The 16,389-nt window shown below is 69.8% G+C and carries 15 protein-coding genes; 10 read left to right on the top strand and 5 right to left on the bottom strand.

Translation table 11 applies throughout. The annotated features are described in order from the left end of the window. Nucleotides 1-36 precede the first annotated feature (36 nt). The 3 genes from OG734_RS16520 to OG734_RS16510 are packed head-to-tail and all read right to left on the bottom strand — an operon-like array spanning nucleotide 37 to nucleotide 4,545. Nucleotides 37-1,632 carry a benzoate-CoA ligase family protein gene (locus OG734_RS16520; RefSeq protein ID WP_330288263.1) on the bottom strand — a complete coding sequence of 532 codons (1,596 nt, stop codon included), beginning with the start codon at nucleotides 1,630-1,632 and terminating at the stop codon, nucleotides 37-39. Beyond that, a complete protein-coding gene (gene pabB, locus OG734_RS16515; RefSeq protein WP_330288262.1) occupies nucleotides 1,629-3,878 on the bottom strand; it encodes an aminodeoxychorismate synthase component I in 2,250 nt (749 codons plus the stop codon). Before pabB ends, OG734_RS16520 begins: the two co-directional genes overlap by 4 nt. Before the next feature lie 34 nt (nucleotides 3,879-3,912). Beyond that, on the bottom strand, nucleotides 3,913-4,545 hold the full coding sequence (locus OG734_RS16510) for an antibiotic biosynthesis monooxygenase (protein ID WP_330288261.1): 633 nt from the start codon (nucleotides 4,543-4,545) through the stop codon (nucleotides 3,913-3,915). 189 nt (nucleotides 4,546-4,734) lie between these two features. Between OG734_RS16510 and OG734_RS16505 the strand changes: the two genes are divergently transcribed. Further along, complete coding sequence (locus OG734_RS16505; protein ID WP_330288260.1) at nucleotides 4,735-5,514, top strand: DUF3050 domain-containing protein; 780 nt, start codon at nucleotides 4,735-4,737, stop codon at nucleotides 5,512-5,514. 68 nt (nucleotides 5,515-5,582) lie between these two features. On the opposite strand, the gene OG734_RS16500 is transcribed toward OG734_RS16505, so the two are convergent. After that, nucleotides 5,583-6,413: a hypothetical protein gene (locus OG734_RS16500; protein ID WP_330293683.1), complete on the bottom strand. Its 831-nt coding sequence runs from the start codon at nucleotides 6,411-6,413 to the stop codon at nucleotides 5,583-5,585. Between the two features lie 148 nt (nucleotides 6,414-6,561). On the opposite strand from OG734_RS16500, the gene OG734_RS16495 reads away from it, so the two are divergent. From OG734_RS16495 to OG734_RS16470, 6 genes are all read left to right on the top strand, one after another. Then, complete coding sequence (locus OG734_RS16495) at nucleotides 6,562-6,915, top strand: hypothetical protein (RefSeq protein ID WP_330288259.1); 354 nt, start codon at nucleotides 6,562-6,564, stop codon at nucleotides 6,913-6,915. A 6-nt stretch (nucleotides 6,916-6,921) separates the two neighbouring features. Continuing rightward, a complete protein-coding gene (locus OG734_RS16490) occupies nucleotides 6,922-8,121 on the top strand; it encodes a glutathionylspermidine synthase family protein (protein ID WP_330288258.1) in 1,200 nt (399 codons plus the stop codon). A gap of 219 nt (nucleotides 8,122-8,340) precedes the next feature. Then, on the top strand, nucleotides 8,341-9,789 hold the full coding sequence (locus OG734_RS16485) for a glycine hydroxymethyltransferase (RefSeq protein ID WP_330288257.1): 1,449 nt from the start codon (nucleotides 8,341-8,343) through the stop codon (nucleotides 9,787-9,789). A 147-nt stretch (nucleotides 9,790-9,936) separates the two neighbouring features. Next, nucleotides 9,937-10,950 (top strand): tryptophan--tRNA ligase, encoded by a 1,014-nt coding sequence (gene trpS, locus OG734_RS16480; RefSeq protein WP_330288256.1) that lies wholly within the window; start codon nucleotides 9,937-9,939, stop codon nucleotides 10,948-10,950. Nucleotides 10,951-11,169: 219 nt separating this feature from the next. Next, nucleotides 11,170-11,748, top strand: a complete 579-nt coding sequence (locus OG734_RS16475) for a 2'-5' RNA ligase family protein (protein ID WP_330288255.1) — start codon at nucleotides 11,170-11,172, stop codon at nucleotides 11,746-11,748. Nucleotides 11,749-11,787: 39 nt separating this feature from the next. Further along, the gene (locus tag OG734_RS16470) at nucleotides 11,788-12,657 is read left to right on the top strand and encodes a YihY/virulence factor BrkB family protein (protein ID WP_330288254.1); all 870 of its coding nucleotides are present in this window, start codon (nucleotides 11,788-11,790) and stop codon (nucleotides 12,655-12,657) included. Nucleotides 12,658-12,770: 113 nt separating this feature from the next. Here OG734_RS16470 and OG734_RS16465 read toward each other — a convergent pair whose 3' ends face one another. Beyond that, nucleotides 12,771-14,090, bottom strand: coding sequence for a D-alanyl-D-alanine carboxypeptidase family protein (locus OG734_RS16465; RefSeq protein ID WP_330288253.1), 1,320 nt, complete (start codon nucleotides 14,088-14,090; stop codon nucleotides 12,771-12,773). 91 nt (nucleotides 14,091-14,181) lie between these two features. On the opposite strand from OG734_RS16465, the gene OG734_RS16460 reads away from it, so the two are divergent. The 3 genes from OG734_RS16460 to OG734_RS16450 are packed head-to-tail and all read left to right on the top strand — an operon-like array spanning nucleotide 14,182 to nucleotide 16,351. Beyond that, a complete protein-coding gene (locus tag OG734_RS16460; protein ID WP_330288252.1) occupies nucleotides 14,182-14,424 on the top strand; it encodes an SCO4848 family membrane protein in 243 nt (80 codons plus the stop codon). A 16-nt stretch (nucleotides 14,425-14,440) separates the two neighbouring features. Beyond that, nucleotides 14,441-15,742 carry a metallophosphoesterase gene (locus OG734_RS16455; protein WP_330288251.1) on the top strand — a complete coding sequence of 434 codons (1,302 nt, stop codon included), beginning with the start codon at nucleotides 14,441-14,443 and terminating at the stop codon, nucleotides 15,740-15,742. A gap of 42 nt (nucleotides 15,743-15,784) precedes the next feature. Further along, nucleotides 15,785-16,351, top strand: a complete 567-nt coding sequence (locus OG734_RS16450) for a hypothetical protein (protein WP_330288250.1) — start codon at nucleotides 15,785-15,787, stop codon at nucleotides 16,349-16,351. Nucleotides 16,352-16,389 lie beyond the last annotated feature (38 nt).

Below are 16,389 nucleotides of genomic sequence, written 5' to 3'. Positions count from 1 at the left end.
CTGAAGTACTGCGGGGGGTTGCAGTGGCTGCGGTGGTCACCAGGCGCCCTGGCGGACCAGATGGCGGCGGAGTTTCCCGGTCGACGTGCGGGGCAGCGACGGGACGAAGCTCACGCTCCGGGGCACCTTGAAGGCGGCGATACGGGCGCGGGCCAGCTCGATGAGTTCGGTCTCCAGTCCTGCCCGGGCCGGTCCGACGGGCACGACGAAGGCACGCAGCCTGCTGAAGCCCCGCTCGTCGGTGAGAGCGGCCACGGCGACCTCCTTCACCGCCGGGTGGGTGCGCAGTACGGCCTCCACCTCCAGCGGCGAGACCGTGATGCCGCCGACCATCTCCATGTCGTCGGCGCGGCCCAGGTGCCGGTAGCTGCCGTCCGGTTCACGGACCGCCCGGTCCCGGGTGGCCAGCCAGCCGCCGACCAGTGAACGGGCCGTCTCCTCGGGCCGGTTGAGGTAGCCGCTCGTCAACGTGGGCCCACGTACCCAGAGTTCACCCTCGGCGCCCTCGTCGGCGTCGGGCAACGGGAGCCCGGCGCGGTCGCGCAGCTCGACCTCGAAACCGGGGACGGGGCGGCCGACCGTACCGGGGTGGTTGTGGTCGAAGCTGTTGGCGCAGAAGGCGTGCCCTGCTTCCGTGGAACCGATCTGCTCCAGCACCGGAGCGCCGAGCAACTCGCCGATCTGCTGCCCGAGTCCGTCCGGCAGCCCCTCGCCGGCCGACACGGCGGCCCGTACGGAGGCGAAGCAGCCCTGGTGGCCGTTGCCCCGGTCGGCGACCAGGGCGGCGTACGCGGACGGCACGGAGTAGAGCAGCGTCACCCGGTGCCGGGCGACGAGTTCGTCGACGGCGGCCGGGGCCGGACGCCGGTCCACCAGGACGGCCGACGAGCCGGAGAAGAGCGGGAAGACGAAGGCGTTGCCGAAGCCGTAGGCGAAGAACAGCTTCGACACGGAGAGGGAGACGTCGTCCTCGGTGATCCGAAGGAGGCGGCGCCCGATGAGATCGTGGTAGGTCTTCGGGTCGCCGTGACTGTGCACAACTCCCTTGGGGCGTCCGGTGGTTCCGGACGTGTACTGCACGTATAACGGCGTGTGCGCGTCCACCGGGTGGGCGGTGGTGGTCGGTTCGGCGGTGGGGGCGAGGGCGGCGAGCTGATCGGCGCCGAGGAGCGGCCGGCCCGCGAAACGCCCCTCGTCGCCCGCGCCCTCCTCCATCCAGGGTCCGGTCACGCACAGCACGGCTTCGGCGTCCTCGGTCATGAACGCGTGGTCGGCGGGCGGGAGTTCGGGGTTGACCAGGACGGCCACGGCACCGAGCCGGGCAATGGCGAGGAAGGCGGTCACCCAGGTGATGCCGTCGGGCAGCGCGAGGACCACCCGGTCGCCGGCCCCCACACCGTGCCGGGCGAGCACCGTCGCCGTACGGGCGGCCAGCTCGTGCACCTCGCCGTGCGTCCAGGAACGGTGCCCCTGGTGGCTCTGGTGGAAGGCGGCCCGGTCGCTCCAGCCGCGCCGCTCGGCGAGAGCGGCGAGATGGGCGGCGAGGTTGCCGGGGGCGTCGGCGTCGGCAGGGGCGGGGGCGGGCGAGGACGCGGGTGCTGGGGGAGCGGTGGTGGCCGGGTGGGTCGTCATCGGGCGGCCTCCTCGGCGGCGGCCGACAGGGACGAGGACGGCTGGTAATCCTGGTATTCCTGGTACTTCTGGAATTCCTGGTACCGCTTCTCGTCCTCCTGGTAGGCCCGCATCTGCGCGGCCGTCTTCAGCAGCATCTCGTCGTACTCCGCGACCGGGTCCGAGGCGAGGACGATCGCGCCGCCGGCGCCCAACTGCATCTCGCCGTCGGCGATCACGGCGGTCCGGATGACGATGTTGAGATCCGCGCCGCCGCTGCATCCCAGGTAGCCGAGGGCCCCGGAGTACACGCCCCGCGCCTCGGTCTCCAGCGAGTCGATGATCTCCATCGTGCGGAGCTTGGGCGCGCCGGTCATGGAGCCGCCGGGGAAGCAGGCGCGGACGGCGTCCACCGAGTCGGTGCCCTCGCGCAGCCGTCCCTCGACGTAGGAGACGAGCTGGTGCACGGTGGCGTACGTCTCGGCGACCATCAGCCGGGAGACGCGTACCGTGCCGGTGCGGCAGACCTGGCCCAGGTCGTTGCGGAGCAGGTCGACGATCATCAGGTTCTCGGCGCGCGTCTTGTCGTCGGCGGCGAGCGAGTCGCGCAGGAGGTCGTCCTCCTCCGGGTCGTGGCCACGCGGGGCGGTGCCCTTGATGGGCCTGGCCTCGGCCATGCCGTCCCGGGTGATCCGCAGGAACCGCTCGGGGGAGGAGCCGGCCACATCGAGGTCCCCGAACCGCAGGAAGGCCGCGTACGGCGCCGGGTTGAGGCGCCGCAGGACCCGGTAGTAGTCGTACGAGTCCGGCGGGGCCGGCATCCGGGCCGCGTTGGTCAGACAGACCTCGTAGCTCGTGCCGGCCGTCAACTCCCGGTGGCAGGCCTCGATGTCGGCGAGATAGGTGGCCCGGTCGCGCACCAGCCACGGCTCGGCGGCGACGGGGTCCGGCTCGGCCGCCGGTACGGGCAGCGGCGGCTGTTCCCCTGACACGAAGGTGAGTTGGGCCAGCGCGCTGTCGAGCCAGTCGGCGGCCTCCAGCGTGGCCTGGGGGGTGTCCTCGGCGACGCAGACGGCGTACGTGTAGCCCTCCTGGTGGTCCACCGCGATCAGCCGGTCGGCGAACAGCCAGCAGGCGTCGGGGGTTTGGGCCCGGTGGACGTTGGGCGAGGCTCCGCAGTCGGCCTTCGTCTCGTATCCGAAGTAGCCGACGTATCCGCCGGTGAAGTCGAAGGGCAGTCCGGTGGCGTCGACATAGCGGGTCGTCAACTGCCGTTTCAGGTAGTCGAAGACGCTCGCCTTCACCTTGCGCGTGGGCCGTCCGTCCCGCTCGATCTCACAGACGCCGCTCGTGACGTCGTACCGCACGTACTCGGAGAGCGGACCGGACCCGTCCCCGAAGAACGAGAACCGCGACCGCCCCTTCTCGACCTGCGAACTGTCCAGCCAGAACGCGCGCGGCGAGTCGGCGTACATCCGGCCGAACGCGGCCTCCGTGTCCACGGCCGTGGCGATCCGGCGGGTGTGCAGACGGTGGGTGGGGCGCCGCTGCGGGGAGCGGCGCTGGGCGGGGATGCGGGCGGTGCGGGGGATGAGCACCGGGGAGGAGTGCTCGGGCATCGCCGCGGCGGTGCGGGTGACGGCGGTGTTCTTCGTACGGAGCTTGCGGGCCCGTTCCGCCGTGAGGTTGCGGAAGTTCATGAGCATGCGGCGGCCGTACTCGGTGAGGACCGACTCCGGGTGGAACTGCACTCCCCACAGGGGGCGCGTGCGGTGCCGCAGGCCCATGAGGACCCCGTCCTCGGCCCAGGCGGTGGCTTCGAGGGTCTCGGGCAGCGGCTCGCGCACGGAGAGGGAGTGGTAGCGCACGGCGGTGAAGTGCTGCGGCAGCCCCTTGAAGAGGTCCTGCTCGTCGTGCCGGATCGTCGACAGATGCCCGTGCCGGGGCTCGGGGGCCGGCACGATCCGGCCCCGCTCGCCGAGCGCGATCCCCTGGTGACCGAGGCAGACGCCGAGTACGGGTATCCGGGACTCGGCGAGTACACGTGCGCTGATCCCGAAGTCGCGAGGGGTGGCCGGGTGCCCGGGGCCCGGTGAGACGACGATGTTGTCGAAGTTGCCGAGGTTGTCGAATTCCACAAGAGTGTCGAATCCGCTGGTCGGCGCATCGTTACGGATCACCACCGGCTCCTCGCCGTTGACCTCGGCGATCAGCTGGAACAGGTTGTACGTGTACGAGTCATAATTGTCGATGAGCAGGGTCTTCACCCGCCCACCTCCCTTGCGTCGTTCATACCGTCGGTCATGCGGTTCGCCTTTTGTGGCGTCCACGAAGTGCCTGGAGCGGCGGGTAGAGCCATTTCTTGAAGAAACGCTGAAGACGCGGCATGAGAATCCAGGTGACGAGTGCCGTCACGGCCAGACAAAGCAGCAGAGTGCGAATGAGTGCATTGACACCGCCGAGGAAGGGAAGAATGGTCAGATTGAATATGAGCACGGGTGGAAAAACTGCGCTCATATTCACGAACCACAGCTTCCATTTGTCCGGGGGGCGTGGCGGAGCCGGCGCCTGGGCGGCGGCCGGTAAGTCGGTCTGGGAGTCGAACCACACCTTGGAGCCCTCGACGCTTCGGCGCCCGGTCTCCCGGGCGAGCCCCTCCACCCTGGCCGCCCACTGCGCCCAACTGGCGGAGTTTTCCCAGGCCAGGGCCGAACTCTCGCTGTCGAAGCGGTAGACCACATGCCACTCCGCCTCTCCGTCGACAAGGACACCACCCCCCAGAAAGCCCGGCTCACGCGCCCTCGCGCGCAGCACGGCCCACCCCCAGGAGTGGAACTCGGTCTCGCGGCCCGGGATCACTTGATACGCCACCGTGATGGTGACGGGATTCCTGGTCACGCCGTCGTATACGCAGCGGCAAGCGATCGCGCTCAAATATTCAACGAAGATTTTCGAAACCTCCGTACGAATGTCCGGAAGATGGCTGTTTGTCGTTCTTTAGGGTGGCTTTCTGTCTTCTTTCGAGTGATACCTGGGGTAACTTTTTCGGAATTGAGGAAAGGGCTTGCCGGGGTGAGTGGTAAAGCGGCACGATCGCCATTCGACCAACGCGAGGGAGATTTCATGTCCAGGTACGACTGGGATATGACCCACGAGGGAATCGAGCGGGCCCGGTCCGTGATCGAGCCGGTGCGAAAAGAAGTGACCGCCCACCCGATTTACCAGCGGATAAACACCAGGGAACACATGGCGACGTTCATGGAGCACCATGCGTTCGCGGTATGGGATTTCATGTCCCTGCTCAAGTCGCTGCAGCGGGAGCTGACCTGTGTCGACGTCCCCTGGGTGCCGCGCGGGTCGCAGGTGAGCCGGCGTCTCATCAACGACATCGTGCTCGTGGAGGAGAGCGACGAGCTGAACGGTGGCTTCACCAGCCACTTCGAGCTGTACTGCGCCGGTATGAGCGAAGCGGCGGCGGACACGTCCCGTATCGACACGTTCGTCGGTCTGGTGGGGGAGGGGCACGACGTGAGCTCGGCGCTGCGTGTCGCCCAGGTCCCCGGCCCCGCAGCCGAGTTCGTCCGTACCACGTTCGAGATCATCAACGACCGGCCGCTGCACTGCCGGGCCGCGGCGTTCGCCTTCTCCCGCGAGGACCTCATCCCGGACATGTTCGACCAGGTGATCAAGGAGGAGGGCACAGACCGGTTCCCCCTGTTCTGCGACTACCTGTCCCGGCACATCGAGGTCGACGGCGAGGAGCACACGCCGATGGCCATGCAGATGGTCGCCGATCTGTGCGGTACGAGTGACGCGCGGTGGGCGGAGGCGGCGGAGACGGCGACGGACGCGCTGGAGGCGAGGGTGCGGCTGTGGGACGGGGTGCTGGGGGCGATGAGGTGACCGTCTGCAGCCTGTCCGGCGTCTGAGGACGAGCGCCTTCGGAGTGGCGGGGGCACAACTGGCGCAACTCAGTCCGGCGCCTCACCGAAGCGCGCCAACGCCAGCGCCCCCACCACCGCCACCCCGAACCCCGCCACCGCCAGCCACCCCAGCCCCTCCCGCGTACGATCCCCCAGCCACACCACGCCGATCACCGCAGGCCCGATCGTCTCCCCGATCACCATTCCCGCCGTCGGCACCGTCACCGCCCCCCGCTGCAACGCCGACGTCAGCGCCAGAAACGCCGCCGCACCCCCCACCACCAGCGCATACACCGCCGCGTTTCCCACCAGCGCCCCCACCGACACGTCATCGACGAGCCGCACCGAAACCTCGACCACCCCGAACCCGAACCCCGCCGCCAACCCGAGCACCAGTCCCCGCCCCCGCTCCGGCAACCGCCCGCTCAGCAACCCCAGCACCAGCACACCCACGCCGGTCGCGAGCATCGCGTACCTCAGCGCGTCCGACCCGGCCTGCTCCCCCTCGGTCCCGGACGCCAGCCCCAGCATCCCCAGCCCGGCGCACACCACCCCCACCGCGGCCCACTCCACCCCGCTCAGCCGCACCCGCAGCAGCCGGGCGGCGACCACCGCGGTGACGGCGAGACTCGCGGCCAGCGCCGCGCCGACCGCGTAGATCGGAAGGGACCGCAGCGCCGCGATCTGGAAGAGGAAGCCGAGCCCGTCCAGGGCCAGCCCGGCGATGTACCGCCACTGCCGCAACGCCCGCAACAGCAACGCCGCGTCGCCACCCGGACCGCCACCCGCACCGGCGACATCGACCGCCGCCCGCGTGGCCATCGCCTGCAACACCGTCGCCGTACCGAAACAGACCGCCGCGCCGAGCGCGCACACCATTCCAAAGAGCACGAAGCGACTCTAGGCGGGCGAGGCGGGCGAGGCGGGCGAGGCGGCCGAGAAGAGGACAGGAGGAACAGGGGGCCAGCCGAGGGCAGCCCTTGGGCGATCTTTAAGCTGAGCGAAACACCAACGGGGAGACACGAACATGGCTGACGCACGCAGACAACTCCGCTCGGGCACCGTCGTACTCGGCGGCATGGGCCTGCTCGCCGCCGCCCTCACCGCCTGTTCCTCGGACGACCCCGACAAGCGCTGTGTCGACCGCGACAGCTACAACGCCGCCAAGGGCTACCAGGTCGTCGCCGACAAGAACTGCAAGACCGTCACGACCACGAACGGCGCCTACTACTACGGCGGCAAGAAGAAGTCCGGCTGGGTGAAGGGCGGCTCCTTCACCAAGTCCCGTAAGAGCAGCGGCAGTTCGAGCGACGACGACAGCAGCGGCACCGGCGTCCACCGCGGCGGTTTCGGCGGCGGCGACACCAGCTCGGGCGGCTGAGCCGCCGTGCAGCGCCGCACGATCGAGCCCCGCCCCGGCTGGCAGCAGACCGTCGAGGCGCAGGGGCTCATCTACCCGCTCACCCGCCTCCCCGACGACTCCCTGCGCCCCTACTGGGACGAGAGCGCGTACTACGTCTTCTCGCTCCCGGAGGTGGAGGCGCTGGAAGAGGTCGTCGAGGAACTCCACGGCATGTGTCTCGCGGCGGCCGACCACATCGTCACCACGAACCGTTTCGCCGACCTCGGCATCACCGACCCGCGCATCGCGGCAGCGGTCGCCGAGGCCTGGCACCGTCGCGCCGAACTCCCGTCCGTCTACGGCCGTTTCGACCTCCGCTACGACGGCGGCACGGAGCCCGCGAAGCTCCTCGAATACAACGCCGACACCCCCACCTCCCTCGTCGAGGCCGCCTCCCCCCAGTGGTTCTGGATGGAGGACCGCTTCCCCGGCGCCGACCAGTGGAACTCCCTCCACGAACGCCTGGTCGCCGCCTGGCAGAAACAGGCCGCCCTTCTGCCGCCCGGCAGCCCCCTCCACTTCGCGCACTCCGCCGCCGACGAACTCGGCGAGGACCTGATGACCGTCGCCTATCTGAAGGAGACGGCGGAGCAGGCGGGACTCGACACCGACTGGATCTCCATGGAGGAGATCGGCTGGGATCCGCTCTCCGGCCGCTTCGTCGACAACCAACTCCGGTTCATCCGCAGCTGCTTCAAGCTGTACCCCTGGGAATGGCTCACCACCGACGAGTTCGCGGACCAGGTCCTCGGCACGCTGGACAACGGCGGCGGCACGGGCAGCACCCTGTGGATCGAACCGGCCTGGAAGATGCTCCTCAGCAACAAAGCCCTCCTCGCCGTCCTCTGGGAGCTCTACCCGGATCACCCGAACCTCCTCCCCGCCTACCTGGACGGCCCACGGGAGCTGGCGCACACCACCGGCTACGTCGCCAAGCCGCTGCTCGGCCGGGAGGGCGCCGGCGTGACGATCCACGAGCCGGGCACCGCCCCCACCGCCGTCCTGGCAAGCGCCGAAGAACCCCGCTGCTACCAGGAGTTGGCACCCCTGCCCACCTTCGACGGCAACCACGTCGTCCTCGGCGCCTGGGTCGTCGAGGACGAGTCGGCGGGCCTCGGCATCCGTGAGTCGGCCGGCCTGATCACGGACGAGTACGCCCGCTTCCTGCCCCACGTCATCCTGTGAAGCCCGCACCGGTGACGTCGCTCGCATGGTGGACAGGACGGCCCGGACCTCCGGCCTGCCCGGTAGGCTGACCAGCGGGCCGTGACTGGCGCGCTGGGATGGGACCGACCATCGGGAAGCGGCCCCAGGATCCGTCGCAACCTGTTGTCGGGGTCCGTGAGTGAGTGCCGTGCGCCTGGGCCGAGCCGTGAACGCCGAACGCCACGTCCGGAGGTCCCCATGTCAGCAGAGCCCCTCTCCCCCGAATCCACCGCCTTCCGCAGCGCCCTCGACGTGATCCGCGCCGTCGAGCCGCGGGTCGCCGACGCCATCGGCCAGGAGGTCGCCGACCAGCGCGAGATGCTCAAGCTGATCGCCTCCGAGAACTACGCCTCCCCGGCCACCCTCCTCGCGATGGGCAACTGGTTCAGCGACAAGTACGCCGAGGGCACCATCGGCCGCCGTTTCTACGCCGGCTGTCGCAACGTCGACACCGTCGAGTCCCTCGCCGCCGAGCACGCCCGCGAACTCTTCGGCGCCCGGCACGCCTACGTCCAGCCGCACTCCGGCATCGACGCCAACCTCGTCGCCTTCTGGTCCGTACTCGCCGACCGCGTCGAGGTCCCGTTCCTGGAGAAGACCGGCGCCCGCCAGGTCAACGACCTCTCCGACGCCGACTGGGCCGAGCTGCGCCAGGCCTTCGGCAACCAGCGCATGCTCGGTATGTCCCTGGACGCCGGCGGCCACCTCACCCACGGCTTCCGCCCCAACATCTCCGGCAAGATGTTCGACCAGCGCTCGTACGGCACCGACCCGGCGACCGGCCTGATCGACTACGAGGCGCTGCGCACCTCGGCCCGTGACTTCAAGCCGCTGATCATCGTCGCGGGCTACTCCGCGTACCCCCGGCTGGTGAACTTCCGGATCATGCGCGAGATCGCCGACGAGGTCGGCGCGACGCTCATGGTCGACATGGCGCACTTCGCGGGCCTGGTCGCCGGCAAGGTCCTGACCGGCGACTTCGACCCGGTCCCGCACGCCCAGATCGTGACGACCACCACGCACAAGTCGCTGCGCGGCCCGCGCGGCGGCATGGTCCTGTGCGACGACTCCCTCAAGGACCAGGTCGACCGCGGCTGCCCGATGGTCCTCGGCGGCCCCCTCCCGCACGTCATGGCCGCCAAGGCCGTCGCCCTCGCCGAGGCCCGCCGGCCCGCCTTCCAGGACTACGCCCAGCGCATCGTCGACAACGCCCGCGCGCTCGCCGAGGGCCTCATGAGCCGGGGCGCCACCCTCGTCACCGGCGGCACCGACAACCACCTCAACCTGATCGACGTCGCCTCCTCGTACGGCCTCACCGGCCGCCAGGCCGAGACCGCGCTCCTCGACTCGGGCATCGTCACCAACCGCAACGCCATCCCGGCCGACCCGAACGGCGCCTGGTACACCTCGGGCATCCGCATCGGCACCCCCGCGCTGACCACACGGGGCCTGGGAACGGCGGAGATGGACGAGGTGGCCGGCCTGATCGACCGTGTCCTCACGGCCGCGGAGCCGGGCACCACGAAGTCGGGCGCACCGTCGAAGGCGTCCCACGTGCTGGACGCGAAGATCTCCGACGAGATCTCCCAGAGGGCGACGGACCTGGTGGCGGGCTTCCCGCTGTACCCGGAAATCGACCTCGGCTGAGATGTCTTCAGGGGCGCGGGGCCGCATCGATCTGCGGCTCCGCGACGGGGCGCGACCAGCCCCCACCGGCCCGCAGTCCCCCACGCACCGAACCACCCCCCACCTCCTGGGCCAATCTCACCCTCACCCTCTGAGAGAATGGTGAACATGGCCTCTGACCGTCCCCGCGTGCTCTCCGGAATCCAGCCGACCGCAGGCTCGTTCCACCTCGGCAACTACCTCGGCGCCGTCCGCCAGTGGGTAGCCCTGCAGGAGTCCCACGACGCGTTCTACATGGTCGTCGACCTGCACGCGATCACGATGCCGCAGGACCCGAAGGAGCTCACGGCCAACACCAGGCTGGCCGCCGCCCAGCTCCTCGCGGCCGGGCTCGACCCCGATCGCTGCACGCTGTTCGTCCAGAGCCATGTCCCCGAGCACGCCCAGCTCGCCTGGATCATGAACTGCCTCACCGGCTTCGGCGAGGCGTCCCGTATGACCCAGTTCAAGGACAAGTCCGCCAAGCAGGGTGCCGACCGGGCGAGCGTCGGGCTGTTCACGTACCCGATCCTCCAGGTCGCCGACATCCTGCTCTACCAGGCCCACGAGGTGCCGGTCGGCGAGGACCAGCGCCAGCACATCGAGCTGACCCGTGATCTCGCCGAGCGCTTCAACGGCCGCTTCGGCGAGACCTTCACGATCCCGAAGCCGTACATCCTGAAGGAGACGGCGAAGATCTACGACCTTCAGGACCCGTCGATCAAGATGAGCAAGTCGGCGTCCACGCCGAAGGGCCTCATCAACCTTCTCGACGAGCCGAAGACCACCGCCAAGAAGGTCAAGAGCGCGGTCACGGACACGGACACCGTGATCCGCTTCGACCCGCAGGAGAAGCCCGGCATCAGCAACCTGCTCGGCATCTACTCGACCCTCACCGGCACGGACATCGCCGAACTTGAGCGGAAATACGACGGCAAGGGCTACGGTGCGCTGAAGGTGGACCTCGCCGACGTCGTGGTCGACTTCGTGACGCCGTTCCAGGAGCGCACCCAGCAGTATCTGGACGACCCGGAGACGCTCGACTCGATCCTCGCCAAGGGCGCGGAGAAGGCACGAGCCGTCGCCGCGGAGACGCTCGCCCAGACCTACGGAAGAGTCGGCTTCCTGCCCGCGAAGCACTGAGAAGCGTTGAGAAGCACTGAGAAGCACTGAACCCCAGCCGCACGGGTACCAGTAGCACCGCACGGCGCACGACGCGGCATCAGAGCGCTGCACATCACTATGGTTGCGCCTGCCCGCAGACCCGCCGTGCCCGTACAGTCGATAGCCGACCGGTACGAGCAACAGCCCATATGAGCACCACAGGTACGAGCAACACCGAGCCGACGAACAGGAGACGACGTGGGGACCGTAACGATCGGTGTGTCGATCTCGGTCCCGGAGCCTCACGGCAGCCTGCTTCAGCAGCGGCGTGCGGGCTTCGGCGACGCCGCGGCTCACGGCATCCCCACCCACGTCACCCTGCTGCCGCCCACGGAAGTCGACTCCACGGCGCTGCCCGCCATCGAGGCCCACCTCGTCGAGGTGGCCGCCGCGGGCCGGCCCTTCCCGATGCGGCTCTGCGGTACCGGCACCTTCCGGCCGTTGTCGCCCGTCGTGTTCGTCCAGATCGTCGAGGGCGCGGAGGCCTGCACCTGGCTGCAGAAGCAGGTCCGTGACGCCTCCGGGCCGGTCGCGCGCGAACTGCAGTTCCCGTACCACCCGCATGTGACAGTCGCGCACAGCATCTCCGAAGAGGCGATGGACCGAGCCTTCGCGGAACTCGCCGACTACGAGGCCGACTGGCCCTGCACCGGCTTCGCGCTCTACGAGCAGGGGGCCGACGAGGTGTGGCGCAAGCTGCGCGAGTACACCTTCGGCGGGCCCGTCGTACCGCCGCAGGCGGCCCACGCGGAGCACGGCACCCTTCCGACCAGGTAGAACCACCACGATCAGGCACTTCCGGGGTACACGCTCACCATGGACTGGCTGAAGAAGCTCCCCGGCATCGGACCGATAGTCGTCCGCCTGATGGCCACGCACGTGTGGCGGTCGTACGAGCGTCTGGACCGCGTGAAGTGGTCGCAGCTCGCGGCGGCAATGACCTTCATCAGCTTCGTGGCACTGTTCCCGCTGCTCACCGTGGCCGCCGCGATCGCCGCCGCCACACTCAGCACCGGACGGCAGAACGAGCTGGAGGACAAGATCTCCGAGCAGGTGCCCGGCATCTCCGAGCAGCTGAACATCGAGGGTCTGGTCCAGAACGCCGGCACGATCGGCGTGATCGCGGGCGCCGTACTGCTGTTCACCGGCATCGGCTGGGTCGGCTCGATGCGGGAGTGTCTGCGGGCGGTGTGGGAGGTGCCCGAGGACGAGGGGAACCCCGTTCTGCGCAAGGCCAAGGACACCGGTGTGCTGGTCGGGCTCGGCGGCGCGGTCCTCGTCACGATCGCCGCGTCCACCGTCGCCTCGGCCGCGGTCGGCTGGACGGCGCGGGGGCTCGGCGTCGACGAGGCAGGCTGGGGCGCGGTCCTGCTGCGCCTGGCCGCGTTCGCCGTCGCCGTACTCGCCGACTTCCTGCTCCTCCTGTACGTCCTCACCCTGCTGCCCGGCGTGGAACCGACCCGGCGCCGTCTGTTCGTCGCCGCGTTGATCGGCGCGGCCGGCTTCGAGCTGCTGAAGCTGCTGCTCAGCAGCTATCTGCAGGACGTGGCGGGGAAGAGCATGTACGGCGCGTTCGGCGTCCCCGTGGCCCTGCTGCTGTGGATCAACTTCACGTCGAGACTCGTCCTGTTCTGCGCGTCCTGGACGGCGACACCGAGCAAGGACGCGTCCGGCGGGGCTGAGTAGTTCAGCCCGTCCGGCGTTTGAGGACAAGGCCCGTTCAGGGCCGTAGCGGGGGTCTGGGGGCGCAGGCCCCAGGGATGGAACGGGGGTAAGGGCGGCGGGGGCGCAATCCGCCGTCACCGCCTGCGCAGCGGCCAGCGCCGGTTGATCAGGAACGCGCCCCCCGCGAGCAACACCACCACACCACCGGTGATCCCGAGGGCGACACCGATGCCGCCCGCATCCGACCCGGACCCGGCGGACGCCTTCGCGACCGGGGACACGGAGGACCTGCCCTTGTCCGAACCCTCGCCGCCCCCCGCCTCACCGGAGTCGGAGTCGGTGGCACCGTCGGTCGACCCAGGCTGCGCGCTCGACCCCGCCACGCCCTTGGGAGCGACCAGCTCGCCCACCGGCCGCACCTTTCCGCTGGCCCGGAAGCCCCAGTCGAGCAGCCGGGCGGTCTCCTTGTAGACCTCGTTGTGCTCGCTCTTCTCCGGGTTCATGACTGTGACCAGCAGCACCTTGCCGCCCCGCTCGGCGACGCCCGTGAAGGTCGCGCCCGCGTTGGTGGTGTTGCCGTTCTTCACACCCGCGATGCCCTGGTACACGGAGATGTCCGGGGCACCGGCGAGCAGCCTGTTGGTGTTCTGGATCTCGAAGGAACTGCGAACCAGCTTGCCCTTCTTGTCCTTCTTCGTCTCGCCCGGGAACTTGGCCGAAACCGTCGAGCAGTACTCGCGGAAGTCCTTCTTCTGCAGCCCGGAGCGGGCGAACAGCGTCAGGTCGTACGCCGACGACACCTGCCCCCGCTCGTCGTAGCCGTCGGGGCTCACCACGTTCGTGTCGAGGGCCTGGAGCTCCTCCGCGTGCTCGTTCATCTCCTTGACCGTGGCCCCGACGCCACCGTTCATGTGGGACAGCACGTGCACCGCGTCGTTGCCGGAGCGCAGGAAGACGCCGAGCCACAGGTCGTGGACCGTGTACGTCTCCTTCTCCTTGATGCCGACCATGCTGGAACCGGCGCCGACATCCGCGAGCTCGGCGGGCGTGACCTTGTGCTTCATCGTCCTGGGGAACTTCGGCAGCACCGTGTCTGCGAACAGCATCTTCAGCGTGCTCGCCGGGGGCAGCCGCCAGTGCGCGTTGTGTGCGGCGAGGACGTCGCCGGACTCGGCGTCCGACACGATCCACGAGCGGGCGGTGACGTCCTTGGGGATCACCGGCACCCCGGCGGAGAGGTTCACCTGGGTCCCGGCCAGCCCGAGCCGCTGCCCGCCCACGCTCGACATGTTCGCCGGGGGCGTCACCGTCGGCGTGGTGCTCGGCGTAGGCGTGGCGCTGGGCGTCGGTTTGGGGGCCGCGAACGCCGGTACGGGCGCGGTCAGCGCGGCGGACAACAGGGTGGCGGAGGTGACCAGCAGGGTTCGCTTGGCGGTCTTTTTGGAGGCGGGCACGACGGAGAACGTACATGTACCGGCCCGTGAAATCGTACCGGCCACCCCACCCCGGCCACGGGCACCAGTACCGGGCGGCGATACTGGACGCATGAAGCTCAGCCGCCCCGTCTCCTGGTTCCTGCTCGCGTTCGGGGCGTGGAGCTGGGTCATCTGGGTCACTTTCATCAAGAATCTGGTCAAGGACGGCAGCGGACTCGCGTTCAATGACGCGGGCACTCCGACGGCGTACTTCTGGGTGCATCTGGTGCTCGCGGTCGTCTCCTTCGTATTGGGGACGATCGTCGGGGGCATCGGGTTGCGCGGACTGCGCGCTTTGCGCCAGACGTCATAACGGGGGACACACCCGCATGGTCATCGTCTTTCTGCTCGCCGGGCTTGCCGCGGTCGCCGCTCTTGTCGGGCTGCACTGGTACGTCTGGCGCCGCCTGGTGCGCGACACGACCGCCGGTCCCGGCCGCGCCCGCCGCGTCGGCACGGTGGTGTTCGTCGCGCTGCCCGTCATGATGGTCGGGGCCCTGGTCGCCGAGCGCGGCGGCGCGCCCTTCTGGCTCCAGCGCACGCTCGCCTGGCCGGGTTTCCTGTGGCTGGCCCTTTTCATCTATCTGGGGCTGGCCCTGATCGCGGGCGAGGCCGTACGGCCACTGCTGCGACGGTTCCTGGAGCGGCGCCGACCGGCCGGGGCATCCGTACCGCCCGCACCGCTGCGAAAGACGGAAACCGTACCGGCGGGGGCGTCCGAGACCCCGGAACCGGCACCGGGCACTCCCGACGCCCCGAGCGACCCGAGCGCCCCGGACACGCCTGCCTCCCCCCGCCTCCTCGCCGCTCCCTCCCGACGCCTCTTCGTCTCCCGTGTGGTCGCCGGCACGGCGGCCACCGTGGCGGCCGGGACGGTCGGATACGGCACGTACGGCGTCGTGCGCGGCCCCCGCGTGAAGCGCGTCACCGTGCCGCTGGCCAAGCTCCCGCGCGGCGCCCACGGGTTCAGGATCGCCGTCGTCAGCGACATCCACCTCGGGCCCGTCCTCGGCCGGGGTTTCGCGCAGAAGGTCGTCGACACGATCAACTCCACCCAGCCCGATCTGATCGCGGTCGTCGGCGACCTCGTCGACGGCAGCGTCAAGGACCTCGGTCCCGCGGCGGCGCCCCTCGCCCAACTCCGGGCGCGTCACGGGGCGTTCTTCGTGACCGGGAACCACGAGTACTTCTCCGGCGCCGAACAGTGGGTCGAGGAGGTACGGCGGCTCGGTCTGCGCCCGCTGGAGAACGCGCGCGTCGAACTGCCCGCCTTCGACCTCGCCGGGGTCAACGACATCGCCGGTGAGAGCGAGGGTCAGGGCCCCGACTTCACCAAGGCGCTCGGCGACCGGGACACCTCACGGGCGAGCGTGCTGCTGGCCCACCAGCCGGTGCAGATCCACGACGCCGTCGAACACGGCGTCGACCTCCAGCTCTCCGGCCACACCCACGGCGGCCAGCTGTGGCCCGGCAACATCATCGCCGACCTCGCCAACCCCACCCTCGCGGGCCTGGAGCAGTACGGAGACACGCAGTTGTACGTCTCCCGGGGCGCCGGCGCATGGGGCCCGCCCACCCGGGTGGGGGCGCCGTCGGACATCACCGTGGTGGAACTGGCGTCGACCGCGTGATCGCGACTGGGTGGTGCGGTCGATGATCACGTACTGTCGGCGGTGGTCCGCCGCGTCGCGCCCGTCGCCGGGCTGATCGCCCTCGTGGCCGGCGGGGCCATGCTCGCGGTGCTGCTCGTCGGAGACGGGGCGCCTTTCGCGCCCGCGCTCGGACAGAGCGCGCTCGCCGCGCTGACCTGTGGTGTTGTCTTCCTGCTGGTCGTGCCCGTGCCGGAAACGGTCACCGCCGTCCGAACGGCCTCCAACTACGGGCTGTCGCTGGAGCCGACGGCGGCACGGCTGCCCGCGGTCCGCCGGGTCACGGCCGACACGTCGGACGCCACGGCGTTCCAACTGGCCGACAGCGTCCTGCACGCCATCAAGAAGGCGCAGACCCCGGTGGTCGCCGAGGTACTGGAGCTGGGGCACGGAAGGGTCGCCCTGATCTGCGAGGCTCCGTACGGGCCCCCGGTCCAGGTGTCCGTAGACATCACCGTCGCCGGGGGCAAGGCCGTCGCGGATATCACCTGCCGACCCACGATCACCTGGAAACGCCTTGACGGCGGGGCGAGTTGGGCGATTGCGGGCATGCTGGAACGTCAGGTGCGGGCAACGCTGAACGAGAACTGAAACCGGCCGGACGCGAGCGACCAGCCACAACGCGTCCG

The organism is Streptomyces sp. NBC_00576 (assembly GCF_036345175.1).
Lineage (GTDB): Bacteria > Actinomycetota > Actinomycetes > Streptomycetales > Streptomycetaceae > Streptomyces.
The sequence above is the reverse complement of the archived record's forward strand: the minus strand, read 5'-3'. Positions and strand labels throughout refer to the sequence as shown.

Coding starts and splice junctions, on each gene's coding strand:
- OG734_RS16460 (WP_330288252.1), top strand. CDS start 14,182: ATGAAGCTCAGCCGCCCCGTCTCCTGGTTCCTGCTCGCGTTCGGGGCG.
- OG734_RS16470 (WP_330288254.1), top strand. CDS start 11,788: ATGGACTGGCTGAAGAAGCTCCCCGGCATCGGACCGATAGTCGTCCGC.
- OG734_RS16485 (WP_330288257.1), top strand. CDS start 8,341: ATGTCAGCAGAGCCCCTCTCCCCCGAATCCACCGCCTTCCGCAGCGCC.
- OG734_RS16505 (WP_330288260.1), top strand. CDS start 4,735: ATGTCCAGGTACGACTGGGATATGACCCACGAGGGAATCGAGCGGGCC.
- OG734_RS16520 (WP_330288263.1), bottom strand. CDS start 1,632: ATGACGACCCACCCGGCCACCACCGCTCCCCCAGCACCCGCGTCCTCG.
- trpS (WP_330288256.1), top strand. CDS start 9,937: ATGGCCTCTGACCGTCCCCGCGTGCTCTCCGGAATCCAGCCGACCGCA.
- OG734_RS16495 (WP_330288259.1), top strand. CDS start 6,562: ATGGCTGACGCACGCAGACAACTCCGCTCGGGCACCGTCGTACTCGGC.
- OG734_RS16455 (WP_330288251.1), top strand. CDS start 14,441: ATGGTCATCGTCTTTCTGCTCGCCGGGCTTGCCGCGGTCGCCGCTCTT.
- OG734_RS16500 (WP_330293683.1), bottom strand. CDS start 6,413: ATGGTGTGCGCGCTCGGCGCGGCGGTCTGTTTCGGTACGGCGACGGTG.